The 25,627-nt window shown below is 43.7% G+C and carries 20 protein-coding genes; 12 read left to right on the top strand and 8 right to left on the bottom strand.

Features of this window, described 5'->3' with window-relative positions:
- Positions 1-199: 199 nt before the first annotated feature.
- The 5 genes from D464_RS0105855 to D464_RS0105835 are packed head-to-tail and all read right to left on the bottom strand — an operon-like array spanning position 200 to position 6,244.
- On the bottom strand, positions 200-2,497 hold the full coding sequence (locus tag D464_RS0105855) for a RelA/SpoT family protein (RefSeq protein ID WP_018910571.1): 2,298 nt from the start codon (positions 2,495-2,497) through the stop codon (positions 200-202).
- A gap of 41 nt (positions 2,498-2,538) precedes the next feature.
- Entirely contained in the window at positions 2,539-3,705 is a 1,167-nt protein-coding gene (locus D464_RS0105850) for a lytic transglycosylase domain-containing protein (RefSeq protein WP_018910570.1), read from the bottom strand.
- Positions 3,706-3,745: 40 nt separating this feature from the next.
- Entirely contained in the window at positions 3,746-4,525 is a 780-nt protein-coding gene (locus tag D464_RS0105845; protein WP_018910569.1) for a DUF5683 domain-containing protein, read from the bottom strand.
- A 42-nt stretch (positions 4,526-4,567) separates the two neighbouring features.
- Positions 4,568-5,473 (bottom strand): ParB/RepB/Spo0J family partition protein, encoded by a 906-nt coding sequence (locus D464_RS0105840; RefSeq protein WP_004382368.1) that lies wholly within the window; start codon positions 5,471-5,473, stop codon positions 4,568-4,570.
- Between the two features lie 3 nt (positions 5,474-5,476).
- A complete protein-coding gene (locus D464_RS0105835; protein ID WP_018910568.1) occupies positions 5,477-6,244 on the bottom strand; it encodes a ParA family protein in 768 nt (255 codons plus the stop codon).
- A 114-nt stretch (positions 6,245-6,358) separates the two neighbouring features.
- Here D464_RS0105835 and surE point away from each other — a divergent pair, with 114 nt between their 5' ends.
- Positions 6,359-7,132, top strand: coding sequence for a 5'/3'-nucleotidase SurE (gene surE, locus D464_RS0105830; protein WP_018910567.1), 774 nt, complete (start codon positions 6,359-6,361; stop codon positions 7,130-7,132).
- Between the two features lie 11 nt (positions 7,133-7,143).
- Positions 7,144-8,304, top strand: a complete 1,161-nt coding sequence (gene lpxB, locus D464_RS0105825; RefSeq protein ID WP_018910566.1) for a lipid-A-disaccharide synthase — start codon at positions 7,144-7,146, stop codon at positions 8,302-8,304.
- 957 nt (positions 8,305-9,261) lie between these two features.
- Here lpxB and D464_RS0105815 read toward each other — a convergent pair.
- Both D464_RS0105815 and D464_RS0105810 read right to left on the bottom strand, forming a co-directional pair.
- Positions 9,262-10,677, bottom strand: a complete 1,416-nt coding sequence (locus tag D464_RS0105815) for an ATP-dependent DNA helicase (protein WP_018910565.1) — start codon at positions 10,675-10,677, stop codon at positions 9,262-9,264.
- 17 nt (positions 10,678-10,694) lie between these two features.
- A complete protein-coding gene (locus D464_RS0105810) occupies positions 10,695-11,585 on the bottom strand; it encodes a DNA/RNA non-specific endonuclease (RefSeq protein WP_018910564.1) in 891 nt (296 codons plus the stop codon).
- Between the two features lie 537 nt (positions 11,586-12,122).
- Here D464_RS0105810 and D464_RS0105805 point away from each other — a divergent pair.
- From D464_RS0105805 to D464_RS0105770, 8 genes are all read left to right on the top strand, one after another.
- Positions 12,123-12,992 carry an electron transfer flavoprotein subunit beta/FixA family protein gene (locus D464_RS0105805; RefSeq protein ID WP_018910563.1) on the top strand — a complete coding sequence of 290 codons (870 nt, stop codon included), beginning with the start codon at positions 12,123-12,125 and terminating at the stop codon, positions 12,990-12,992.
- 5 nt (positions 12,993-12,997) lie between these two features.
- Positions 12,998-14,020 carry an electron transfer flavoprotein subunit alpha/FixB family protein gene (locus D464_RS0105800; RefSeq protein WP_018910562.1) on the top strand — a complete coding sequence of 341 codons (1,023 nt, stop codon included), beginning with the start codon at positions 12,998-13,000 and terminating at the stop codon, positions 14,018-14,020.
- Between the two features lie 125 nt (positions 14,021-14,145).
- Positions 14,146-14,544: an endonuclease domain-containing protein gene (locus D464_RS0105795; protein ID WP_018910561.1), complete on the top strand. Its 399-nt coding sequence runs from the start codon at positions 14,146-14,148 to the stop codon at positions 14,542-14,544.
- Between the two features lie 87 nt (positions 14,545-14,631).
- The gene (locus D464_RS0105790; RefSeq protein WP_018910560.1) at positions 14,632-16,365 is read left to right on the top strand and encodes an acyl-CoA dehydrogenase family protein; all 1,734 of its coding nucleotides are present in this window, start codon (positions 14,632-14,634) and stop codon (positions 16,363-16,365) included.
- A gap of 92 nt (positions 16,366-16,457) precedes the next feature.
- Positions 16,458-16,916, top strand: a complete 459-nt coding sequence (locus D464_RS0105785) for a DUF6078 family protein (RefSeq protein ID WP_018910559.1) — start codon at positions 16,458-16,460, stop codon at positions 16,914-16,916.
- A 348-nt stretch (positions 16,917-17,264) separates the two neighbouring features.
- Positions 17,265-18,368, top strand: a complete 1,104-nt coding sequence (locus D464_RS0105780) for an AAA family ATPase (protein WP_244264089.1) — start codon at positions 17,265-17,267, stop codon at positions 18,366-18,368.
- Positions 18,365-19,036 (top strand): DUF4276 family protein, encoded by a 672-nt coding sequence (locus D464_RS0105775; protein ID WP_004382386.1) that lies wholly within the window; start codon positions 18,365-18,367, stop codon positions 19,034-19,036. Before D464_RS0105780 ends, D464_RS0105775 begins: the two co-directional genes overlap by 4 nt.
- A 93-nt stretch (positions 19,037-19,129) precedes the next feature.
- Positions 19,130-19,507, top strand: coding sequence for a hypothetical protein (locus tag D464_RS0105770; RefSeq protein WP_018910557.1), 378 nt, complete (start codon positions 19,130-19,132; stop codon positions 19,505-19,507).
- Positions 19,508-19,660: 153 nt separating this feature from the next.
- On the opposite strand, the gene D464_RS0105765 is transcribed toward D464_RS0105770, so the two are convergent.
- Complete coding sequence (locus tag D464_RS0105765) at positions 19,661-22,447, bottom strand: porin family protein (protein ID WP_018910556.1); 2,787 nt, start codon at positions 22,445-22,447, stop codon at positions 19,661-19,663.
- Positions 22,448-23,228: 781 nt separating this feature from the next.
- Between D464_RS0105765 and D464_RS0105760 the strand changes: the two genes are divergently transcribed.
- Positions 23,229-24,635, top strand: a complete 1,407-nt coding sequence (locus D464_RS0105760) for a hypothetical protein (protein WP_018910555.1) — start codon at positions 23,229-23,231, stop codon at positions 24,633-24,635.
- A 356-nt stretch (positions 24,636-24,991) separates the two neighbouring features.
- Positions 24,992-25,627: a hypothetical protein gene (locus tag D464_RS0105755; RefSeq protein ID WP_018910554.1), complete on the top strand. Its 636-nt coding sequence runs from the start codon at positions 24,992-24,994 to the stop codon at positions 25,625-25,627.

Below are 25,627 nucleotides of genomic sequence, written 5' to 3'. Positions count from 1 at the left end.
AAAGGTATAGATATTTATTTAATACAGCAATACCCACTATTAGCGATTTACATATTACCTAATTTTAAGTAAGAATAAGGGTTCTTTCCATTTGAAGAGGGCGTTTCTTGAATATGAAGAAAGGCTCTCCTTGAATTAAGAAGAGCCTCTCTTCGTGGCGAGAAGGGCGTTCCGTTCTTCACACCTTTGGGTCTATTACTTACAGAACAGACTGCACCTCTTGCATATCCTTTATATTCTTCATACTCTCAACGATCATCTCCACGTCCTTACGATCATGCACTTGCATCTCAATGGTACCATCGAATATGCCGTTGTCACTCGTGATGGTGATCTTACGGATATTAACTCCTAACTGGTCAGAAAGCACATCGGCAATGTCGTGTAACATACCACTTCTATCAATACCACGTATCTGTATGGCTGCTTCAAAAAGTAAGCTGCGGTGCATGTCCCACTTTGCATCCAATATGCGAGTATCATAACTGGCTTTCAATTTGGCTGCTACTGGACATGAACGCTTGTGTATCTCGATATGATTCTTATTATCAATATAACCCAAGATATCGTCCCCGGGGATGGCATGACAGCAATGTGGGAAGATGTAACGATAGATATTATCCTCATTGATGAAGATAGGTTTCTTCTTATTCAGGCTCTTGGTCACAACGATCAATCCCTCTGTAAGACCAGAATCATCGGTGTCTATAGATCGAGTCTCCCGCTTTCCAGCCTTCAAGAAAGGAACATAACGACGCCAACCACGCTTTTCTGTAGGCTTATCTGCCTTGTTCTTCCCTCGAAGTTCATCAAGATCTGTATCGCCAAGAATGACCGTCTTGTCTCCAATAGATAGGAAGAGACTATCGTGCTTCTTTAGGTCGTGCAACTCACAAAGCCTATCTAATACAGCCGTTGTCATCTCTAAGTCGTTTGCTTTCAACCATTGGGACAACTTCTCCTCACCAGTCTTTTGTATCTGACGACTCTCTCGGCGGAGGATTGCCTGTATCTTAGCTTTAGCCTTAGCAGTCGATACGAAGTTGATCCAAGAGGGGTCGACATGCTGTGACATAGACGTGAGGATCTCAACCTGATCACCGCTTTGTAGCTTGTGACTAAGCGGTACTAGCTTGTGATTAACCTTTGCTCCAATGCAGTGACTACCAAGGAATGTGTGTATCTGAAAGGCAAAGTCGAGTGCAGTACAGCCTGCCGGCATTGTTTTAATCTCACCTTTTGGAGTGAAGACAAATATCTCGGAGGCAAAGAGATTGAGCTTAATAGCATCTAAGAAGTCCATTGCGTCAGGTTGAGGATCATCCAGTATCTCCTTGATAGTACTAAGCCATTCATTCAATTCTCCCTCATCTTCGGCTATTTCCCCACCATCCTTATATTTCCAATGGGCTGCAAATCCTTGCTCGGCAAGCTCATCCATGTGTTCAGAACGAATCTGCACCTCTATCCATCGACCCTTTGATGACATCAAGGTAACGTGCAATGCCTGGTAACCATTAGCCTTTGGATGGTTCACCCAGTCGCGAAGTCGATCGGGATGACTCTTGTATATCTGACTAATGGCGACGTAGATTTGGAAGCAGTTATTGATTTCTTCTTCCTTAGACTTAGGCTTATAGATGATTCGGACAGCAAGGATATCATAGATCTCTTCGAATGTTACATGTTTATTCTGCATCTTACACCAAATGGAGTAAGGGCTCTTCACACGTGCTTTCAACTCATATTCAAACCCCATCTTATCGAGTTCTTTGCGGATAGGAGCAGTAAACTCGTCGAAGAGAGTGTCGCGTTGTGCTTGCGTAGAAGCCAACTTCTTCTCAATAGAAGCGTATGCATCGGGATGCTCGTAACGGAAACTTAGATCCTCTAATTCGGTCTTTATCTTATTAAGACCTAGTCGATTCGCAAGCGGCGCATAGATATAGAGCGTCTCACCAGCTATCTTATATTGCTTGTTAGCAGGCTGAGAAGCGAGGGTGCGCATATTGTGCAAGCGGTCGCAGATCTTAATGAGTATGACCCGAATGTCGTCACTCATCGTCAATAAGAGCTTCTTGAAGTTCTCGGCTTGAGCGGAGGCTTGCTCTCCAAAAATACCTCCAGAGATCTTTGTCAGACCATCAACTATCTGCGCAATCTTCGATCCGAAGATGTTTTCAATATCCTCTACTGTGTAGTCCGTATCCTCTACAACATCATGTAATAAGGCTGCACTGATACTCGTTGCACCGAGTCCCATCTCCTCACAAGCTATCTGGGCAACAGCGATTGGGTGCAAGATATATGGTTCACCTGACAATCGGCGAACCCCTTTATGAGCCTGTCGTGCGAAGTTGAAAGCCTTAGTTATGATGTCAACCTTCTTACGATGACGCGAGGCAAGATAGGTATCAAGAAGATGTTGGAAGGCTTCATCAACCATCTTCTCATAATCAATCGCTTTTACTTCTGTTCGTTCCTTGTCTTTATCCATAGTGCATCCTCTCCTATAATATAATAAGGTGAAAGACTTGTTTAGTGCATCATTACGCCCTGTCTATGTAGTACGGTTGTTTGGTTCGCGTTAGTAGCAACGACATTAGGGTTGGTTTTCTCGAATGATGCCTCATCTTGATATATAAGTTCTTTGCTATAGTTAAACTTCTCAATCATATCTACTGGCAATCTTAACTTAGCCATTCCGTAAGTGGAAAGGGCTTTCACTACGCCCAACTTGTACTGTGGATTAAGCGTTTTAATCTTATCTAAATCAATCCCCAAAACGTCTGCCACCTTCGCTAATGTGACGTCTTTCTCTATCACAACAGTATCACATTGAGCCGGAAGATTGGTTGGAAGCGGTGTTATATTATAATCGCCATAGTAATTCATCACGTAGTTTACAGCAATAAAAGCAGGCACATAGCCTCGTGTCTCTTTAGGGAGATAACGGTAAACAGCCCAGAAGTCGGATCCACCACCAGCCTTGGCGATAGCACTACTCACACGTCCTGGACCACAGTTATAAGCTGCCAAGGCTAGAGTCCAGTCTCCGAAACGATTGTAAAGATCGCTTAGAAAGCGTGCAGCAGCATAGGACGACTTCTCGGGATCACGCCTTTCATCAATATAATTATCTATTTGGAGGTTGTATTGCTTACCTGTAGTTGTCATAAACTGCCATAGTCCTGTGGCTCCAACTCGTGATGTTGCGTTAGGGTCAAGACCGGACTCTATTATTGGAAGATACTTCAGTTCTTGTGGTAGACCATAAGTGCGCAAAGCCTTTTCAAAGAATGGGTTATAATAGCTGGCACGCCCAAGTAGATAACTGGTAGACTTTCGCCCAACCTTTGTGTACCTATCAATATATCGTTTCACTTCGTCATTACAAGTCAATGTCATCACTTCTGAAAGGCTACGCATCTTACGATCAATGCCTTCCAAACCCTCTTCTATGTCTTCAATACTCCCTTTCTCTGTTGTTTTCCCACTATTCAAGCCTTGGAGTTTACCACTTTCATAGAACTTATCATCCGTGTAATTAACATCAACATACCCTGTCAGTAAGCTATCAGCAGTTGGTATGCTAACATCCAAAGTATTGCCATGATCATCCACAACAGTTTGTCTTTGTGCATGCAAACTACTGGTTGACACCAGTACAATTAGGAGTGAAACGAAATATATCTTATGGTTCATTACGTCTTATTTAGTTAACGCAAATACAGTGCGTCACTGCTTAGAATGTCAAACTACAGCCTATTCCTATTGCCGATGAACGGAAGGGATGATTCGGTGTAGTGATACTCTTATCTGGAATAACCGTCGGTGCAATGTGCAACGAGAGGTCATCTGAAATATTAAAATCTGATAGAGAGGCATCTACGTAAGCATCAATTACTGATAAAGCATAGACTGCCACGGTTGCAAAGATACTCAAATCACGCCACCGGCGATAGCGATCTTTGCGTTGTTTAAATATGTTCTTATAGCGTTCTTCATTAGCAGGTGTAATCGTTGTGCCCAAATGCAAGAAGCTATTATAGCTCTGTGTCGTAGGGTCATTATCGACAAGGTCGACGTATGCCTGTGCATAGTCATGATACATCTGATTATTCCATGTCATGGCGTAAATACACCCAACAAAGCCGCCATAGAATATCGGGAGCTTCCAATACTTACGATTATAAACCTGTCCAGCACCGGGTAGTACTAATGCTAACCACAATGCTCTCTTAGGATTAGGACGCCATTTTGCCCAGTCACGAGCTTGCTTTTTCACAAGACCGAGGCTATCCTTACGTACAACAGAAGTGAGACGTCCCTCATCATCAGGTGTCGTGATTGCTTTTTCCTCTATGTACTTATCCTGTGAATTAGGAACTTTTACAACGGAAGAATCGCCTGGGTAGATTACTTTTATCGTATCTTCAAGGACATTCTGAGCCTGCATACTCATTGAACAAATGAGCATCCCTACCACTAATATCCCCCTACGAATTATATTCTTCACCATCATCACTATCCGTTCTAATTAACTAATACCCGTAAAGGAAGTACCTTACTTTATCTTATCCATCACTTCCATGATATGCTCCAACTCTTCTTCTGAAGCAAACGGAATACTTATCTTTCCTTTTCCACTCGCATTGCAGCTCATCTGAACCTTTGTATTAAAGAAAGAGGAAAGGCGTTGCTTAAGGATATTAAACTCCTCCGGCAGACGCGCGCGAGCTGCTATTTTCTTCTTAGCAGACTGTATGTCTTCCCCTCTATTAAGCCGCTGGCATAGCTCCTCGACCTTTCTAACGCTATAACCATTCTTTAGTATCTCACGATAAAGCTTCAGTTGTAATGCAGGACTATCTAACGATAGCAATGCACGAGCATGTCCCATATCAACGTACTTCTTCTGTAATGCCATCTGAACTTGCGCTGGGAGCTTCAGAAGACGAAGATAATTAGCAACAGCTGCACGACTCTTTCCAACTCGTTCTGCCACTCTCTCTTGCGTCATACCACTCTTCTCCAACAAGTGCTCATAGGCAAGTGCAATCTCAATAGCATTCAAGTCCTCACGTTGGATATTCTCTACCAATGCTAACTCCATCACACTCTCGTCCTTAATCGTTCGAATATAAGCAGGGATAGCAGTCAATCCTGCCAACTGACTCGCACGCCAACGTCGCTCACCAGCGATGATCTGGAAGCGGTTATCAGCTATCTGTCTCAATGTGATCGGTTGTACTAATCCAAGCTCACGAATGCTATTCGCCAACTCTTCCAAAGCAACAGGATCAAACTCACGGCGTGGCTGATTAGGATTCGCCTCAATCTGATCTAAGGCGATCTCATTTATGGTTGAACTACCTTGCGTACTAACAGTTTCGGTAGAGATCAGCGCATCAAGTCCACGCCCTAACGCATTCGTCTTTGTATTTCGATTGTATTTCTTATGAACAGCCATTGCTTATTTCTTATTCTTTTCGATGATTTCTTTTGCCAAACTAAGGTGATTCTTTGCTCCAGTAGAGTCTGCATCATAGAGGATAACAGGTAATCCATGACTCGGACTCTCGGATAGTTTGACGTTACGTTGTATGACAGACCGGAACACCAGTTCCTGGAAATGACGCTTAACTTCGTCATATATCTGTCGAGCTAATCGAAGGCGACTATCATACATTGTCAATAAGAAGCCTTCTATCTCAAGCTTCGGATTAAGCTTACTCTTAATGATCTTGATTGTATTCAACAGTTTGCTAATACCTTCCAAAGCGAAGTATTCACACTGAACAGGTATGATTACGGAATCAGCTGCAGTCAAGGCATTGACCGTAATAAGCCCTAATGACGGACTACAGTCTATCAGGATGTAATCATAATCATCACGGATACCTGCAAGCAGATTGCTCATCACCTTTTCACGACCGCTGAGTTTCAACATCTCAATCTCGGCTCCGACAAGGTCAATATGGCTTGGCACGATATCAAGCCCTTCAATATCAGTTGTGTAGATAGCGTCTCTTATATCTGCATGGTCAATGATACATTCGTAAAGCGAACAATCCACTTCTTTTATATCTACGCCCAAACCACTTGAAGCATTAGCCTGTGGATCGGCATCGATAACCAACACGCTCTTCTCTAAAGTAGCAAGAGAAGCTGCTAAATTGATGGTGGTTGTTGTCTTTCCAACACCACCTTTTTGGTTGGCGAGAGCGATAATCTTTCCCATTTCTCTATATATTCCAAATACGTTTATTAGGCTACAAAGATACACAAATTATGCGAGACAGGGAGCTTTATAAACCTTTTTTCGTACTTTTGCATCCAATCAAAAGCGAAAACAATGAATTTTACTAAACCACTTATACTCATCTCTAACGACGATGGATACCATTCGAACGGTATTCGTACGTTGGTTTCTTTCCTCACAGACTTTGCTGATGTGGTTGTTTGTGCACCTGAATCGGGACGTTCGGGATTCTCATGTGCCTTCTCGGTAACTGATTATTTGTTATTGAAACAGCGTCATAACATTCCTAATTGTGAGGTATGGTCATGTACAGGAACGCCTGTTGATTGCGTTAAACTTGCATTAGATCAGTTGCTCAAAGAGCGTAAACCAGATTTAATCCTTAGTGGCATCAACCATGGCGACAACTCTTCTGTGAATAATCACTACAGTGGTACGATGGGAGTAGCCTATGAAGGCTGCATGAAATATATTCCTTCTATAGCCTTCTCAAGCTGTGACTATAACACAGAAGCCGACCTCTCTTACCTCAGGGATTACGTAAGAAAGATTGTAAAGAAGGTTCTCACCGATGGACTCCCTAAGGGCGTATGCTTGAATGTAAACTTCCCAAAGGTGGAGAAGTTCGCTGGCTTGAAAGTTTGCCGTATGGGATTCGGTAGTTGGACACGTGAAGTTGAACGTTGCAAACACCCTCGTGGCTTCGATTACTATTGGATGATTGGGCATTATCAAAACGATGAACCCGATGCCACCGACACGGATCAATGGGCTTTAAAACACGGTTATGTATCGGTTACGCCAACACGTATTGACGTCACGGACTACGATATGATTGAGAAGATGAACACGTGGAATACCCTCTAAACACTTGATATATGAAGTATTACTTGATTGTTGGTGAGGCCTCTGGCGATCTACATGCTTCACGCCTGATGCAGTCTTTGATGCAGTATGACCCTGCTGCCGAGTTCCGCTTCTTGGGTGGAGATCTAATGCAGAGAGTGGGTGGAACACGGGTTAAACATTATCGGGAACTTGCCTACATGGGCTTTGTGCCAGTTCTACTCCACCTACCCACTATCTTCAAGAACATGAAGATGTGCAAGGAAGATATCGTACGTTGGCAACCCGACGTAGTGATCCTCATCGACTATCCAGGCTTCAATCTTAGTATTGCCAAATATGTAAAGAAAAATACAAACATACCTGTCTTCTATTACATCTCACCGAAGATATGGGCATGGAAGGAGTGGAGAATCAAAGCTATTAAGCGTGATGTGAAGGAGATGTTCTCTATTCTTCCATTTGAGATACCCTTCTATGAGAAGAAACATCACTACAAAATACATTACGTTGGCAACCCAACTAAGGAGGAAGTAGATAACTTCCAGCATGTTTACACAGAGTCGAAAGATGAGTTCTGTCAGCGTAATAACTTATCGTCGAAACCGATTATTGCAATCCTTGCAGGCAGTAGGAAACAAGAGATAAAGGATAATCTTCCGTCAATGCTTGAGGCTGCACGCCACTTTGAAGACTATCAAATGGTGATTGCGGCAGCCCCTTCTATCGAGAAATCATACTATAAGAAATATCTCGGAGATAGTGAAGCTAAGATGGTGGAGTTGCAGACTTACGAGTTACTCACCCACTCCACAGCGGCATTAGTCACGAGTGGAACCGCAACACTTGAGACCGCTTTGCTCAATGTTCCGCAAGTGGTTTGCTATGAGACGCCCGTTCCGAAGCTCATTCGTTTCGCTTTCAAGTATATAATTAAGGTGCGTTTCATCTCCCTCGTCAACCTCATTGCCGATAAAGAAATCGTACAGGAATTACTCGCCGACCGCTTTTCAATTTACAATATAGCCAACGAGTTATATCGAATCTTACCCGGTCAGCCCGCTCGTGAGCGCATGCTTGCCGATTATCAAATCGTCCGCGAACGCCTTGGAGATGCTGTTGCGCCTGATAACGCAGCGAAGATAATGGTTGAGAAGTTAACCAGCAGCATTGCACAAGCAAACATCCCATAGCAAAGTAGCAATGAGTTTCAAGTGTAACGCAGCAATGCCTCGTTAGCAACGAACAAGCAGGTGCAAATGAAGAGACGCCCTTCTTGCCATGAAGAAAGCCTCTTCTCACATCAAAGAGACGCCCTTCTCCCACGGAGATAGGCGTCTCTTTGAATATAGATAGTACCAAAAAGTAGGGACAGACGCCCTCGTCTGTCCGCCAAATCGCATCTAATTCGTAACAAACTCCCCTTCTTATGCGGACAGACGAGGGCGTCTGTCCCTACTTTTTGGTGCCACTTGAATAGAAAGAAACCTATCCAGATTAGCTTCCATTAGGCACTCCTCCCCCTCTGGAGAGGATGGGTGGGGTTTCCGGACAAGGACGTCTATCCCTATTTCTTTGCATTGTTTAGGGGATATATCCACTCATCTAAGGAGGCAATAGGAAGCTGGCGTAGATTTCTTAAAGGGTTCTTTGCTCAATAAGATGACCTGTTTGCACTCCTTGTCTAATAGGCTTCCGCATTCTTTCTCCCTATCTTCCAGTCCCTTTCCCATGCGTCTTGTGTCTTTTTCATCTATATCTTTTATTAGTCTCATCGTGATGAAACTAGTGTCTCATCATGATGAAACCAGTGTCTCTTCACAATGAAACCAGTGTCTCTTCACGATGAAACTAACTTTATGTGCGTGTGTAAATGATGCGCAACACGTCAGAAAGAAATGGGGAACAGGTGATAAATAATGCTGAAACAGGTGGAAAACGATTCGCAAACGTATGAGAAAGATTGGTCAAACCTGTTAAATAAAGGGGCTCTAACCATACATAACAAGGAAGTTAAAGAATGGACGACTTACTTGAATATACAAGTAGAGGCACTCTTTAACTTCCATGATTATGTGTATCTGCAAGTGTCAAACAGGCTTATACGTACAAATAAAACCTACAAATACTCCCTCTCTTTCGCACTAATCTTACGCTTCCTCCACCTGTGTCTTCGGCCAATTAACGAGATAAAGGTGCTCCGTGGCACGGGTGAATGCTGTATAGAGCCAGTGGATATAGTCGGGAGTTAGCATCTCATCAGTCATATAGCCTTGGTCAAGATAGATGTGCGCCCACTGCCCACCTTGTGCTTTATGACAGGTAATAGCATATCCGAACTTCACTTGCAAAGCGTTGTAATAATCATCCTCACGTATCTTCTTCATACGATCAGACTTCAGTGGCACGTCGGCATAATCTGCCAGTACTTGTTGAAAGAGTTGTTCGTTCTGTTCGTGCGTTAGTGCTGGTGCTTCCGTTGTGAGCGTATCAAGGATGACGATCATATCCTCCTCGGTATTGTCGTAATCGGGGAATGATAAGGTAACATCGGCAAAACGGAACCCATAAAGCTCCCGCACATTGCGAACACTACGCACGATAGCACGGTCGCCATTGGCTATGAAGGAAAGACCTTCCGCTTGTTTCTCTTTATACTTATTCTTCACCACCATCAACATATCGCCCGTTGTCAATTCCTCTTCACGCCCTAATACCATATTACGAATACCCTGATTGAAGATATTGGCACGCTTATTCGATCGTGTGATAACCATGGTTTCATCTATTCCTACGTCTGCATAACTCGTTGAAAGGCTCTCTATGAGTTCATCGCCAGGTACGATCGAGATGTCGGCAAAGCCTTTGAAGCGAATCTTGGGTAGTGCTGTTGCTTGGTCGTGGGTAATCATTTGCCGAATGATAGTAGCATTATAAAGGATACCAGAGTCTTGGCTCTGACGGAGAACTTCATTCAAATCACACTCATAGACCTTCAAGCCATAAGCAGCTAACACATCAGTACGTAAGGCGGGGCTCTCGGCTTCACCCACAGGGGGCAACTGCGCCTTATCACCAATCAGCAACATTCGGCAGTTGCGTTCGTTATAAACAAACTGAATGAGGTCGTCTAACAAGCAACCACTCCCAAAGGTGGAGTTCACGGAGGTTAGACTTATCATTGAGGCTTCGTCTATCATGAACAAACGATTACGATAGAGATTCGCATTAAGGTTGAACTTTCCATCCAATCCAGCGAACGTTCGCTCTCGATAGATACTTCGATGAATGGTAGCAGCAGGTTGACCAGAGTTTAAAGAGAATACTTTTGCTGCACGACCAGTGGGTGCGAGAAGGCTTATCTTGTATTGCAAGTCTAAGAGCGTGCGCACAATAACACTTGCTAAGGAGGTTTTGCCCGTACCAGCACTACCTCGGAGTATCATCACACAACGCTCATCGCTATCGGTTATGAAGCGTTCGAAGATATCAAGAGCATGCATCTGGTCGGCGGTTGGATCGAACGGAAAATTACGAAGTATTTGATACATTAAACTATCATACATGTGTCTTACCTTTTATATTACCACTCTGATAGGTCGGCTTGGCGTTCTACACGCTGCTCAACATCGTCGGGCAACTTTGGAAAGAAGTCTATCCCAGTTATACGCTCCACATCATCAACCGTATTTACATACTCCATCTTCTTATGTCCCTTAGCCGATGTGTTACGACAAACGAATCCAATTGCTTTTGGAGTAGGCTTCAACCGCAAGATAACCTTATAGAAGGCTTCAGGTACCTGCACCTTATTAATACCAATACGCTTATGTGGCTGCTTGAAATAGATCGGTCCGCAAACAATAAAGACATCGCCATACAGCTTCGCCCACGTGCGACATTGCTCTTCTATTGAATTCCATAACCCACTATTTAAAGCATGATCTTGCGGACAAACATTTGTCATCAAGAAACTTTGTTCCATCGCCGTCTCACTCCATCGATTGTCACCAGCAGGACACATGTGCCCTCGGTCATAGCCTGAACGCATATAATCGTAAGTATCCACACGAGGTTCTGGCACATCATCATCTGCATGGAACTGCACACCATTACGCTTTACTGCACCATCAACATGATTAGCAGTGAGGTGCCATGCCACCCAGTTCGGTGTCTTCATATCTATATTATAGGATGTGGTGTAGCCTTCTCGATAAAGCAAAAGAGATGGAACTCCCGCCTTCCCCTGCGGCATTTCTAATCCGTTCTTAGCCTCAACATTAGCGGAAGAACTCGTCCCTTCTTCTGTTGCATTATCTTCATTCGCATTGTTCTTATCCGCTTGCTCTATACTTTGAACATCTTTGAAAGAGTGCTCCAAAGCTGCTAAACTAACTCTTCCTTTGCCCGACTGACAAGCAATAGCCAGCAATGATAAGGCGAAGATATAGCTTTTCACAAATATATGTTTCATCGTTTCCTTATGTTATAATCATCTATTAGAACGGCAAAGATACAATATTCTTATTACATCACACTCCTTTTCACCTAATTAACAGCTGTCCTTCTCCCCTTATCTTCTCTTCATTGAAATGTAACTTATCCTATTTTCTTCTTTTAAGTTGAACCCTCTTCGTACTTTAAGTTAAAGTCCTCGAGACGTCTAAGTTTATGTCCTTTGCTACTTTAAGTTAAAGTACGAAAGGATGATAACTATATGGTGGAATGTAACAATGGTAACGATGGTTGGAACACATATTACTTATAATATCATGCACCTATATTACTTTGTCTTTAGAACATGTTACTTAAAATATGAGACCCATCAACTACTCCGTCTTAAAAGTACATTTCATTATCTGAAGGAGACTTATTTTTACTCTATTATGTACTTTTGAGTAGGGTTTCAAGGCTCGATGTTTTTAGAAGTTTTATTTGCTTATATTCTAAAAAAAACGTACTTTTGCCATCACTCACGTAATAAGAAATTCTAAATCACACATTTATATCTATGAGTTTGAAAATCGTTGTACTTGCTAAGCAGGTACCAGACACAAGAAACGTGGGTAAAGATGCGATGACAGCTGAGGGCACGGTGAATCGTGCAGCACTGCCAGCGATCTTCAACCCAGAAGACCTAAACGCTTTAGAGCAGGCCTTACGACTGAAGGATCAAGACCCAGATGCCTCTGTTGGTATTTTGACTATGGGTCCTCCACGTGCTGGAGAAATTATCCGACAAGGACTTTATCGTGGTGCAGATACCGGTTGGTTACTTACCGATCGCAAGTTTGCTGGTGCCGACACCTTGGCTACCTCTTACGCTTTGGCTACTGCCGTAAAGAAGATTGGGGATGTAGACATTATCATTGGTGGTCGTCAAGCTATTGATGGCGATACGGCACAGGTGGGTCCACAGGTTGCACAGAAGTTAGGTCTTAATCAGGTTACTTACGCTGAAGAGATTCTAAAGGTTGAAGACGGAAAGGCAACTATTCGCCGTCATATTGATGGTGGTGTTGAGACGGTCGTAGCCCCATTGCCAGTGCTGATTACTGTTAATGGTTCTGCAGCCCCTGCTCGCCCCTGTAATGCTAAGCTCGTTATGAAGTACAAATACGCTACATGTCCTATGGAGCGCAAGGGTAATGAGCCTTGGGTTAACCTCTACGAAGAGCGTCCTTACCTCACTTTGAATCAATGGTCAGTTGCTGACGTTGATGGAGACGAAGCTCAATGCGGTCTTAGCGGTTCGCCAACAAAGGTGAAAGCAGTGCAGAACATTGTCTTTCAAGCTAAGGAGAGTCAGACGCTAACAGGCTCTGATGAGGATATTGAAGGACTTGTTAAGGAACTATTAGGAGAGAAGATAATTGGGTAAGACCTATGAACAACGTATTTGTATATTGCGAAATAGAAGAGACCACCGTACAGGAGGTTTCGCAGGAGCTATTGACTAAGGGTCGTAAGCTCGCTAATGAATTGGGTGTTGAGTTACATGCCATTGTTGCTGGTAGTGGTATTAAGGGGAAGGTGGAAGACCAGATTCTGCCTTACGGAGTAGACAAGCTCTTTGTCTTTGATGGTGAGGGACTATTCCCTTACACATCTGCACCACACACAGACATCCTTGTTAATCTCTTCAAAGAGGAGAAACCACAGATTTGTTTGATGGGTGCAACGGTGATTGGTCGTGACCTCGGTCCTCGTGTATCATCATCATTGACTAGTGGTCTGACTGCCGATTGTACACAACTAGAGATTGGTGACTACGATGACAAGAAAGCTGGCAAGCATTATGAGAATCTGCTTTATCAGATTCGCCCTGCCTTCGGTGGTAACATCGTAGCGACGATTGTCAACCCAGATCACCGTCCACAGATGGCAACGGTTCGTTCTGGTGTAATGCAGAAAGCACTCTATGAGGGTAAGGCAAAGAATGAGGTTGTCTATCCAGATGTTGCTAAATATGTGCCCGAAGTAGACTATGTTGTGAAGGTTATCGACCGCCATGTCGAACCAGCACAGAACAACTTGAAGGGTTCTCCTATCGTTGTTGCTGGTGGATATGGTGTCGGCTCAAAGGAAGGTTTCGACTTGCTATTCAAGCTCGCAAAGGAACTTCATGGTGAGGTTGGTGCTAGTCGTGCTGCTGTTGATGCTGGTTGGGTAGACCACGATCGCCAGATTGGGCAGACAGGTGTAACCGTTCACCCTAAAGTGTACATCGCTTGTGGTATCTCCGGACAGATTCAACACATTGCAGGAATGCAGGACAGCGGTATCATCATATCTATTAACAACGACCCAGACGCCCCCATCAATGCCATTGCCGACTATGTCATCAATGGAACAGTTGAGGAGGTGGTGCCTAAGTTGATAAAGTATTATAAGCAGAATAGTAAATAACGGCCCCTCCCCCGACCCCTCCCCAAGAGGGAGGGGAGTGAAATGTACAGAGGGATATTGAAAGGACAGAAGAGGACTATTCTACTTATATTCAGAAGACGTTATAGGCTGACACGCAATCAACCATGAGCGAGGACAGGAGAAAGAAGAAGTTGGGTTATGAAACCTCATCACCTGACAGGTATCATATCTTGAAGGACTATGCAAAGGAGAATCGAAAGGAGATGACGCTTGCAGAGAGTATCCTTTGGAACGAGCTAAGAGGTATGAGGGGTGATTGCCACTTCAGAAGACAACACCCGATCGGCGACTTTATTGTCGACTTCGTATGTCTTTCTCACAACTTGGTTATAGAGGTTGATGGAGCTTATCATAATGAATCTCAGCAAATGATAGATGATGCGATGAGGACAGAATGCCTCAACGACATGGGATTCAACGTACTTAGATTCACGAATGATGAGATTTGCACGGAACTTGATAACGTCACTGAACAAATAAACGATTTTATAAACAAAGAATAAAGAAGACCCCTAACCACCAGGAACAGAACATTCTACTCCCCTCCCTTTGGGGGAGGGGAAAGGGGGAGGGGCCGCTACACTTTTAATATGGCAAATTATTATACTGACCACCCAGAGATAGCGTTTCACTTGAATCATCCATTGATGAAACGCATTGTAGAATTGAAGGAGCGTAACTACGCTGATGCCGCTACACACGCTGATGCACCAGTAAACTACGAGGACGCTATTGAGAATTACAAGCGTATCCTTGATATTACGGGAGACATTACAGCAAACATCATCGCACCCAACTCTGAAGCTGTCGATCAAGAAGGTCCACACCTCATTGATAACCGCATGCACTATGCAAGTAAGACGCTTGAGAACATCCAAGCCACTCGTCAAGCTGGTTTATGGGGCGTATCAATGCCACGCCAATATGGTGGCTTGAACCTTCCTAACGTCGTATTCTCTATGTTATCAGAGCTTATTGCAGCTGCTGATGCTGGCTTCCAAAACATTTGGTCATTGCAGTCATGTATTGACACGCTCTACGAGTTCGGTAATGACGACCAACGCCAACGCTATATCCCACGCATTTGTGCAGGTGAAACCATGTCAATGGACCTCACCGAACCAGATGCTGGTTCCGACCTCCAGCGCGTTATGCTCAAGGCTACCTTCGATGAGAAGGAGAACTGCTGGCGACTGAATGGTGTGAAGCGATTCATTACCAATGGTGATTCTGATATCCACCTCGTCCTCGCCAGATCAGAAGAGGGCACACGAGACGGACGTGGCTTGTCTATGTTCATATACGATAAGCGCAATGGAGGCGTTGATGTGCGTCACATCGAGAACAAGCTCGGTATACATGGTTCGCCTACTTGCGAGCTTGTTTACAAGAATGCAAAAGCAGAACTATGTGGCAACACACGCATGGGACTCATCAAATACGTTATGGCATTGATGAATGGTGCTCGACTCGGCATAGCCGCTCAGTCGGTGGGTCTTGAGCAAGAGGCTTACAACGAGGGATTGGCATACGCAAAGGAACGTGCGCAATTCGGCAAGAAGATTATCACTTTCCCTGCGGTTTACGATATACTCTCTCGCATGAAAGCGAAGCTTGACGCAGGTCGTTCGCTATTGTATCAGACGGCTCGTTACGTTGATATCTACAAGGCATTGGAGGATATTGCTCGTGACCAGAAGCTCACTCCAGAGGAGCGTCAAGAGATGAAGAAGTACACAAGACTGGCTGACGCTTTCACTCCGCTAGCCAAGGGTATCAACTCTGAATACGCTAACCAGACTGCTTACGACGCTATCTCTATCCATGGAGGCTCCGGCTTCATCATGGAGTACAAGTGCCAACGCTTGTATCGCGATGCGCGTATCTTCTCTATCTATGAGGGTACAACGCAACTCCAGGTAGTAGCTGCTATTCGTTACATCACCAACGGCACCTACCTTTCTATCATGAAGGAGATGCTCGAGGGTGAACTCGCTTGCGACTGCATGAAGGCTTTGCGCGATCGTGTTGCCCGTCTCGTTGAGCTTTACGAGGAGTCAATCGAGAGGGTAAATGCTTACGATAACCAAGATATCCACGACTTCCTTGCTCGCCGTCTGTACAATATGACAGCCGATATCATCGGTTCGCTACTCTTGATAGAAGATGCTTCTAAGGCACCAGAGTTATTCAAGAAGTCGGCTAATGTATTCGTTCGCATGGCAGAGGAAGAGGTGATTGGTCATGCTTCTTACATCAAGTCATTCGACCCATCAGACCTTGCTAACTTCAAGGCTACGGACGATGAACCTGCTGAAGTATAACGATTAACACACAAGAAACATCTAACGGGAGGATGTGTCATTACATTTTCGACACATCCTCCTTACCTTTATTATATAACTAAACACACACTATGACCCAAGAGGAATACAATCAATTAGATTACAACTATATTCACTGCGCTGGTACGAACTGCCCGAAAGCTAACAGTTGTCTGCGCCACACAGCCTACACCATGCTCCGCACGAACACAAATGAGCATTACACCTTAGCTAATCCACAGGTGATAACGGGCAAGCAGCCCTGCCCTATCTATGAAGCCGACCGCAAAGAGCGTTTCGCATGGGGCATCTCTCGCATATATGATAATGTGCGGGTTGCCGATATGGATAGTATCAGAAATGAGCTCATCTACACCTTCGGACGAATGGTGTATTACCGCATGAAACAAGGAAAGAGGGTGATTACAGAGAGCGAGCAACAGACTATAAGAGATGTCTTCAATGATATGGGATATAATGGAGCTGCTATTGAGTTCGACCGCTATGAGGAACAGTATCCTCGACTAATAAAGCTGTACACATCTGCATAATAATTCTTTCGCACTTATAGGATGCACCAGTATCATCAGTATGATACTCCAGTATCATCAGGGTGATATTCCAGTATCATCAGGGTGATACTCCAGTATCATCAGGGTGATATTCCAGTATCATTAGGATGATATTCCAGTATCATTAGGATGATATTCCAGTATCATTAGGATGATATTCCAGTATCATTAGGATGATATTCCAGTATCATTAGGACTACCAGCGTGTCTTTACGCTCACAGCAGAAGTATTTCTTCCCAACTCTTTTGTCAAAAGTGTCGGTATAAGAGTTACTTATAGTTCTATTAAATAGAAATAGTTGTGAAGACAATAAATTTATCGTATATTTGCAATGGAATAATCCTTTACTTTATAATGAGATTCTCACAATGCTAAACAGAGTTGTCATAGATGGATATAAGTCTATTCGTCACATAGATTTAGAATTAAAGCCAATCAATATTCTGATTGGTTCAAATGGCGTGGGTAAAACAAACTTTATATCTTTCTTCAAACTAATAAACATCATTTACGAGCAGCGATTGCATAATTACACGATGCAGAATAGTGCTGAAAGACTATTCTATTATGGACAGAAGCACACTAAGGAGCTGAAAGGGTATCTGGAGTTTGGTGATAACGCTTATGGAGTAACACTCCAAGCACGAGACAACGGAAGTCTGTTCATTGCAGATGAGAGTAGTTATTATCAATCAAGACCTAACCATGTTTTTAACATAGATGAAAGTCAAATCAAAGACTCAACGACCTATAGAGATAAATGGCTGAGAGAGTATCTTCAAAGTTACAAGATATTCCACTTCCATGACACAAGCAAAGATGCGCCATTAAGAAGTAGCGCAAATGTCAATGACAACCGCTATCTCAAGACGGACGGTAGTAACCTCCCTGCATTCCTCTATATGCTACAAGAGAAATATCCCAAGACACTGAAACGAATAGAACTAACTGTCCGCTCTGTCATGCCATACTTTGGTAACTTCTCTTTAGCACCATCACGACTTGATGAAGGTCAAATCAACTTGCAATGGAGCGATATGGAATATAGCGAAAAGTATTTTGATGCCAAAGATTTATCAGATGGTAGCATACGCTTCATAGCCCTTGCCACTCTATTGCTACAACCAACCCTCCCAAAAGTTATCATCATTGACGAACCAGAACTAGGACTGCACCCGACAGCTATTGTCAAGCTGGCAGGGATGATAAAGTCAGTAGCTGCTAGGGATTGTCAGGTTATCATATCCACACAGTCGGTAAACCTTATCAACAACTTTGATGCAGACGAGATTATCACCGCAGACCACAAAGACAAGCAATCTTCTTTCAGCAGATTAGATAGCAACGCCTTACAAGGCTGGTTAGATGATTATTCTTTAGGTGACTTATGGACTAAAAGCGTTATTAACGGACAACCAACATTACTATGAAACGACTGGTAATAATTGTAGAAGGTGAGACAGAAGAGAGTTTCGTCAATAACATACTTCGTCCCTTTTTCTATTCTCAAGGACTATATAATGTCATACAATGCTTTAAGACAAAACACTCCCACGGTGGAATATCCAAATACTCTTACATCAAAAAAGATGTTCTAAATATCATTTACGAGAGTGATGTGGTAGTGTCAATGATGATTGACTTCTATCGCCTACCATCAGACACCCCCGGCTTCAGCGAATCGACAGAGGTACAAACCCACAAGGAACAAGCTGATTTACTTGAAGCGAGAATGAAAGAAGATTTAGAAAATAGCCAGAACCAAAGGTTCGATAACTTTATTCCTTATATTCAACTTCATGAGTTTGAAGCTTTAGTGTTTGCGTCCATCAATGGTATCACCGACTTGTTTGAAAGGAACGAAATGAATTATGACGGACTAATAGATGTCATCCGACAATATCCCAACCCTGAGGACATTAATAACCTTCCTGATACAGCTCCTTCCGTACGATTGAAGAAACTAATTTATGGTTACAACAAAGTTGTTGATGGAATTAATATTATCACTACAGCGGGTATGTCTGTACTGTTGGAGAAGTGTCCTCGATTCAAGGATTGGGTAGAACGCATGGAAGCAGCACTTAGAGAAGAATAAAGATAACTGATAGGAGTGAAATAAAACATACGCCTTTATGGTGATATGCGAAATTATCTCTATCTTTGCAGCACGTACTTAAAAGGAAAGAATATGAAGAGATATATGCAAGCAAGCCTATTGTTAATGGGCTTCCTGTTGGTTCAATCAACCACAGCAATGGCGCAATGCCCAATCAAGGAACGGATTATGAATGGTGAGGGAGAGGCTGATTCGACATCGCAAGTAAGCTCTGCTCCTGCACTGGCAAGCTACACGTTGGTTATTTTTTTCGATAAGAAGAAGGGCAGCAAACCACTGATGAAGGCGATCAAGACGAACGCCTGTACGATACTCTACAAATACAAGGAATCTAACGGGGTAGCAATTAAGGTGCGCGAAGGATGGGATATTGACAAAGCCATAGCCTACTTCAAAGGCGTGAAGGGCGTTCTAAGTATAGGCGTGAATGGTATCATGCAGCCCGAATAGGCATCTGTAACGTTCCCAACAAACAATAAGGTCAGGCTAAAAACATAGCCTGACTTTTCTTTGTTAGATAATAGATAGTACGCGATTAGATGGTAGATAGCATGTGATTAGATGGTAAGAGGACACGTGATTAGATAGTAAGCGAGAGTATGATCACTTCTTCTTCGGATTGACGTTGAACTTCCATGCGAGCGAGAACATCACATATCGGGGAATACTATTGTGCCAAGTCTCCACGCGCCCTTGCTCATTTATAGTGTAACTAGTATTGTTCAACTGATGAAGAATATCGAACGCCTGCAACTTAGCCAACAAATGATTGTTGAAGAAGGAACGTGTGAGTTGTGCGTTCCAGAGCCAGTCTGACGTGTTCATCTCTGCTTGCTGATAGCCTCGACGCATAAAGACTGTCATGTCAGTGACTAATTGGAAGTGGCAAGGAAGTGCCAAGGTCGTATTCAGTCCCACATTATAGTCGCCTGCATGAATTGCCTCGAAGCCTGTGCGCTTACTGGTAATAGAGTAATACTTCACGCTTCCGTGCAAGGCAAACTCTGCATTGTCATTAGCTCGATAATTCAACTTCAATGTGTTATCGAGTATCACATTCCCCACTATACTACGCTCGTTCCCCGTGCTACCCAGCGTCTGTGCCATATCCACCGAGTGCCTATATTCTGCTGCGAGGTTGTTATCAATCGTCAACCGATTGCTCTTATCCAATGCACGCGTGAAGTTGAAACTACCATTAATATGCCAGTTACCATTCACACTAACGGGTAGGATGTGCGATACGGAGGTCGTTTTATCATATTGCAGACCGTATGCTACTGCGTTATCCGTCTGATTATAGCTCGCACTTAGGCTGATACTCTGTTGGTGCTGACCGTGGAATGTCACATTCCCCGTCACATAGTACTTATGAATATCACGCAACTTACTATTGCCCTCACGCACATATAGCGGATTGCTGTCGTCTCGGTAAGTGGTAAGAAGCGTCATCTCGGGGAAGTCCGAGCTCATCCCCATGCGCACTGACCATTGACCTTGTTTCTCCAAAGAGAGCATAGGCTCGAAGAATGTCCGCTGTCGACTGATGTGCTGCATGCCCATTCGTTCATAGTTCAGACTGGCATGCAAGAGGCGAACGGGTACTCCCACACGGAACTCGGCACCGAAGAGTAGGCTCTTTAATGACGAATAAGACAGATTGAAGAGGTGCTCATGCCGACGCTCGCGATACTCATAAGTGTTGTTACCATCCAATGCGCCCGCCATCATCAAGGCTGTTGATGGTGGGAGATTATCGAGCGAATAAGGTCCAGCACCTATCCTATCAAGTCGGTAAAGGAGGTTATTTGCCTTGTTAAAGTTATAGATGTACTTGTATTCTGGGGTCACGCTGCGGTCACGATAGTTCCATGCATAATACAATCCAGCCGTTAGCTTGAGGTTCTGATTTGGTGTATTGAGATAGCGCACACGCTTATCTGCAGGCAAGGCAGCCGTTGGGTATTGCAAGTCGGACGATGATAATGAGCGATTCAGGTCTCGTGTGTAATACACCTGGCTTGTTACTCCGAGCATGTCACTCATTAATACCTTCCATCCCATACTATTATCGAATGCGAAACTATAGTGCTTTATATCATTACTCTGGCTTTCCATCAGTCGACTCAACAGTGAATTATGTACCGAGTCACGCTGGTTATCCAATCCCCAACCCGTCTTCTTCTTATAAGATGCAGCCAGATTCGATGTCACATAATAGGCATCCTTTACTAAAACTAACATATTGATTGCTTGCCACGACGTACTACTATTCCGCATATTCGACACCGCCTTACGATAGGAGTCACCATCGGGTAAGAAAGTTTGGGTGTTCGTCTTCGTTACTAAATTATCGTTCGTATGCTCCCATGTAACATCACTTTGGAACCAAGAGATCGGTGAGCCCAAGGGTCGCATATAAGAGAGTCCTGCCGTCTTCGTCGTCGTTAGTCCATCAGAAACATCCTGCGGCGACCATTCCCCATCAAGTCTTGCCCGCTGATTATCGTTTAGGTTGTTCATATTAAAGTATGTCCCGATACGCTCCTTATCGGAGAACTTCAGGAGAAAAGCACGTGTCTTATAACGGTGTTGAGTGCCTGCTCCAGCCTCAAAGTTGCCCATGTAGCCCGTAGCATACTCCTTCTTCAGTCGTACATCCATTGTATATACCTTGTCGCCCATGTCTTTTCCCATCATCTGTGACTTCTGTCCAGCCTTATTGAACACCTTTATCTTGCTTACCGTATAGGCTGGCAGGTTCTCCAAAGCCATCATTGGGTTACCAGAGAAGAAGTTATTGCCATTGACCAATAGGCTCTCTACATACTTACCATTGACATATATCTGTCCATCCTTCGTCAGTTTCGCCCCCGGCAAGCGTGCCACTAAGGTCTCCAGCATGCTCCCTTCAGGCAGATTAAACGCATCGGCATTATAGACGATAGTATCTTTCTTGATAACCATCTTCAGCTTTGTCGCCTTCACAGTGACCTCTTTTAGCTTGTGCACCTTATACATATAGATGGCTCTCACTGGTATATAGAACTCGCGTTTACTCTTCAGTTCGCAATTCATGTAGGCATCTTGATACCCTTCTGACACTGCGTGAACAATGTAATGACCCTTTTCTGTAACGCCAGGAAAGTAATATTCGCCCGTATAAATAGTTTTGCCACTCTCTGGATCTTGCTCTGCTTCGGTCGAAACAGAATCTATCACAATGCTATCCGCCGTCATCAAGTATAACTTCACGGGTAGTCCTTTCCCCGTAATAGCGTCTTGCACTAATCCATTCACTTGATAACGATACTTCTGTGCATGGGCTGATAAGCATATAAACAGCGCACAAATAATAACAAATAGGCTTCGAACTCGGTTCTTAGTCATAAACTTTAGGTTGATTATTAGATGTTTGTTAAGGATTAATCGAATATCTATCCCATAGGTATAAACCTATTATTGTCATAGATATAAGAATTGATTGCAAAGGTAAGATTATTCTTTCATATTGCAAGCATTCCCCCTTTAAATATAAATCTTTAACACCTTCTATTTGGTAAAAGCCTTGGGAAAGGTAAAAAGTAAATGACTAAAGAGGTAAAAGAGTTATTATTTCGGTTGGATATAGTGCCACAAAGTAGGGACAGACGCCCTCGTCTGTCCGCCAAAACACTGCCAATAAAAGCCTCCCCAAGCCCCTCTAAAGGAGGAGATGTTGCCTAACAGGATGTTATTTAGAGATTTACAAGCGGACAGACGAGGGCGTCTGTCCCTACTTTGTGATACCAATTTGGCTAAAAAGAACCATCCAAACTGGCTTCCGTGAGGCACTCCTCCCCTTGGGGGAGGCTGGGAGGGGTTTCCATCCGAGGGCATCTGTCCCTACTTTGTGGCATTGCTTAGACACGAGGTAGATTGTGGCTGGAAACAAAGAGAGGCTTTCCTTGATGTGAAGAGACGCCTTCTTCGCATCAAGGAAACGCCCTCTTCATATTGAAGAAAGCCTCTCCTTCTTTACAGTCTCCTGTTCGTTGCTAACTAAGCACTGCCTCGTTACAATGAACAAAACAAAAAACTACACGGAGAAACACGCTATCTAAGATTTAATGTGTATATTTGTTGCCATCAAAACAATACTTATTAATCTGAACAAACAACGTTATTAACTATGATACCATTCAATCGTTTCGCATCCACAATCACCTTAGCTCTCACCTTATCTGTCGGTGCGCAGGCACAATCAACGAACTTAGAAAAGGACGTGGAGAGTTATTTCTTGCAAACATTAAACACCCAACTGACCACGGAAGTGGCTGACCGAAATGCTTTCACCAATGCCCCTACCTGTGTAACCCACCTACAACAAAGCATCAAAAACAAGGATATTCCTCACTATCAAGAGATGGTTTGGAAGGCTTGGCAAGCAGCTAATCGGGTACTGAAGGAGCAGAAACTCATTCCTGCAGAGCCTTTACAAAATGCTAATCAGGCGTCATGGGACTTGCCACAAGGATTAGAGTCTAACGCAAAAATGCCTTATTACTATGGAACGAAGGGCACAAGTGATAAGCCGCTACCGCTCTTTCTTTATCTACATGGCTCTGGACCAAAGGCACAGGAATGGCAGAATGGTATCTTACTTGCCAAGTCGTTCAATGATTCGCCATCGTCTTATTTCATCCCACAGATACCCAATGAGGGCGAATACTATCGTTGGTGGCAACTTGCCAAGCAGTTTGCTTGGGAGAAACTCATCCGCCAGTCGCTCGCAGAAGGGGCTGTCAATGCTAACCAAATATATGTCTTTGGCATATCAGAAGGCGGTTACGGAAGTCAGCGACTAGCCTCATTTTATGCCGACTATTGGGCTGCTGCAGGTCCAATGGCTGGTGGAGAACCATTGAAGAATGCGCCAGTTGAGAATTGTGCCAATATAGGTTTTTCATTCTTAACAGGTGCTGATGACACTGGATTCTATCGTAACATCTTAACCTATTACACGCAGGTTGCCTTCGATTCAGCGCAACTCTCTCGTCCACTCTCCGCTGACCAACAGCCTATCTTCCGCCATCGTGTACAGCTCCTACCCGGTATGCAACACCACATAGACTATAGACTCACCACACCATGGTTGCGCCAATTCGTTAGGAATCCATACCCTAAGACGGTGCTATGGGAGGACTTTGAGATGGATGGTAGGCATCGTTCAGGCTTTTACAACTTACAGGTTTTGAAGCGTCCATCAGCCCTTCGCACCTATTATGATATGTCTATTCAAGGGAACGTGATTACCCTTAGCATACAAGATGTACGCTATACAACAACCGAGAAAGAGCCACAATGGGGCATAGAAATGAAGTTTAATCGTTCTTACTCAACGGCTCAAGGAGGGAAACTACGTGTCTATCTCAATGATAAACTGGTAAATCTTAACAAAGAGGTAACAGTGATCATCAACGGAAAGAAGGCTTTTCAAGGTGTTGTAAAGGCTAATCTAAAGGACATGATAAATAGTTGTGTGGAATATTACGACCCCTATCGTGTGTTCCCAACAGCCGTAGAAGTGAGTTATTGAGACCTTCTTTTTCATATCAAGGAAACACTATCTTCAATTGGAGAAAGGCACATCCTTAATCAATTCAGTTGCCACAGAGTAGGGAAAGACGCCCTCGTCTGTCCGCCTTTCAAGCCAGTTGTAACACTCCGTTAGGCTACATCTTCTCTTTGGGAGGAGCTTAGGAAGGCTTTTCTTGGTTGTGTCTTGGCGGACAGACGAGGGCGTCTGTCTCTACTTTGGGGCTTCGGCTTCATTTAAATAGAGCGGCATCTTGATGCAAAAAGGACACCCTTTTTCCTTTCTATCTATTTGCTTTTCTGCTGCAAAATACTTACTTTTGCGGGCGAAAATAGGTAAAAGAGAATTAGATAACAATGACTATAAGACTATTATCAAGTTCCTTGTCAGTGCTGTTAGGTTGTGCCCTCACGAGCTGCAATGGGCTGACAGGAAAAGGAAAAGACGTTGACTCGGATAGCATAAAGCCTGCTATCGTGAAATACTTAGTGCCCGGCTATAACCAAAGTAACAATACAGACATGTATTATATAGGTGATGCTACGAGCCAAGACAGCATTACGCTCTATTCATATCCTATGCGCGATGATACGATTCATGCGTCAGGAGCAGACAAGATGATGGGTGATGGACTTAATTTCGCTGGTAACGTTGTGCGTGCGAAACTATCGAAAGACAAGGAGGGGCACTACATTATTGAAAGTATCAACAATGTTGATGCACGCTTCACACACACGTTGGCAAATATCATAGGTACGTGGAAGACTGAAACTAATAAGCAAGGAAAGGGAAAAGAAGGGGCTAACGAACTAACACTCTATGGTGATGGGCATGCTAAAGGAGTGTATGTTAGTTGGGAATTTGCCGAACCGCCAGCCAATGCTCATACACAACTTGTCATTCTCCACACCAATGATGAGGATGCAGAGGACGACACTTTGACCATCAATTTAGATGAGTTAACGATGGGAAAGTATAAGAAAGTAAAATAG

The organism is Prevotella veroralis DSM 19559 = JCM 6290 (genome assembly GCF_000377625.1).
Classification (GTDB): Bacteria; Bacteroidota; Bacteroidia; order Bacteroidales; family Bacteroidaceae; genus Prevotella; species Prevotella veroralis.
Note: the sequence above shows the minus strand (reverse complement) of the source record. Positions and strands in the feature narration are given on the sequence as shown.

Excerpts from the sequence above, each read along its gene's own strand:
- D464_RS0105855 (WP_018910571.1), bottom strand. The coding sequence starts at position 2,497 with ATGGATAAAGACAAGGAACGAACAGAAGTAAAAGCGATTGATTATGAG.
- D464_RS0105850 (WP_018910570.1), bottom strand. The coding sequence starts at position 3,705 with ATGAACCATAAGATATATTTCGTTTCACTCCTAATTGTACTGGTGTCA.
- D464_RS0105845 (WP_018910569.1), bottom strand. The coding sequence starts at position 4,525 with ATGATGGTGAAGAATATAATTCGTAGGGGGATATTAGTGGTAGGGATG.
- D464_RS0105840 (WP_004382368.1), bottom strand. The coding sequence starts at position 5,473 with ATGGCTGTTCATAAGAAATACAATCGAAATACAAAGACGAATGCGTTA.
- D464_RS0105835 (WP_018910568.1), bottom strand. The coding sequence starts at position 6,244 with ATGGGAAAGATTATCGCTCTCGCCAACCAAAAAGGTGGTGTTGGAAAG.
- surE (WP_018910567.1), top strand. The coding sequence starts at position 6,359 with ATGAATTTTACTAAACCACTTATACTCATCTCTAACGACGATGGATAC.
- lpxB (WP_018910566.1), top strand. The coding sequence starts at position 7,144 with ATGAAGTATTACTTGATTGTTGGTGAGGCCTCTGGCGATCTACATGCT.
- D464_RS0105815 (WP_018910565.1), bottom strand. The coding sequence starts at position 10,677 with ATGTATGATAGTTTAATGTATCAAATACTTCGTAATTTTCCGTTCGAT.
- D464_RS0105810 (WP_018910564.1), bottom strand. The coding sequence starts at position 11,585 with ATGAAACATATATTTGTGAAAAGCTATATCTTCGCCTTATCATTGCTG.
- D464_RS0105805 (WP_018910563.1), top strand. The coding sequence starts at position 12,123 with ATGAGTTTGAAAATCGTTGTACTTGCTAAGCAGGTACCAGACACAAGA.
- D464_RS0105800 (WP_018910562.1), top strand. The coding sequence starts at position 12,998 with ATGAACAACGTATTTGTATATTGCGAAATAGAAGAGACCACCGTACAG.
- D464_RS0105795 (WP_018910561.1), top strand. The coding sequence starts at position 14,146 with ATGAGCGAGGACAGGAGAAAGAAGAAGTTGGGTTATGAAACCTCATCA.
- D464_RS0105790 (WP_018910560.1), top strand. The coding sequence starts at position 14,632 with ATGGCAAATTATTATACTGACCACCCAGAGATAGCGTTTCACTTGAAT.
- D464_RS0105785 (WP_018910559.1), top strand. The coding sequence starts at position 16,458 with ATGACCCAAGAGGAATACAATCAATTAGATTACAACTATATTCACTGC.
- D464_RS0105775 (WP_004382386.1), top strand. The coding sequence starts at position 18,365 with ATGAAACGACTGGTAATAATTGTAGAAGGTGAGACAGAAGAGAGTTTC.
- D464_RS0105770 (WP_018910557.1), top strand. The coding sequence starts at position 19,130 with ATGAAGAGATATATGCAAGCAAGCCTATTGTTAATGGGCTTCCTGTTG.
- D464_RS0105765 (WP_018910556.1), bottom strand. The coding sequence starts at position 22,447 with ATGACTAAGAACCGAGTTCGAAGCCTATTTGTTATTATTTGTGCGCTG.
- D464_RS0105760 (WP_018910555.1), top strand. The coding sequence starts at position 23,229 with ATGATACCATTCAATCGTTTCGCATCCACAATCACCTTAGCTCTCACC.
- D464_RS0105755 (WP_018910554.1), top strand. The coding sequence starts at position 24,992 with ATGACTATAAGACTATTATCAAGTTCCTTGTCAGTGCTGTTAGGTTGT.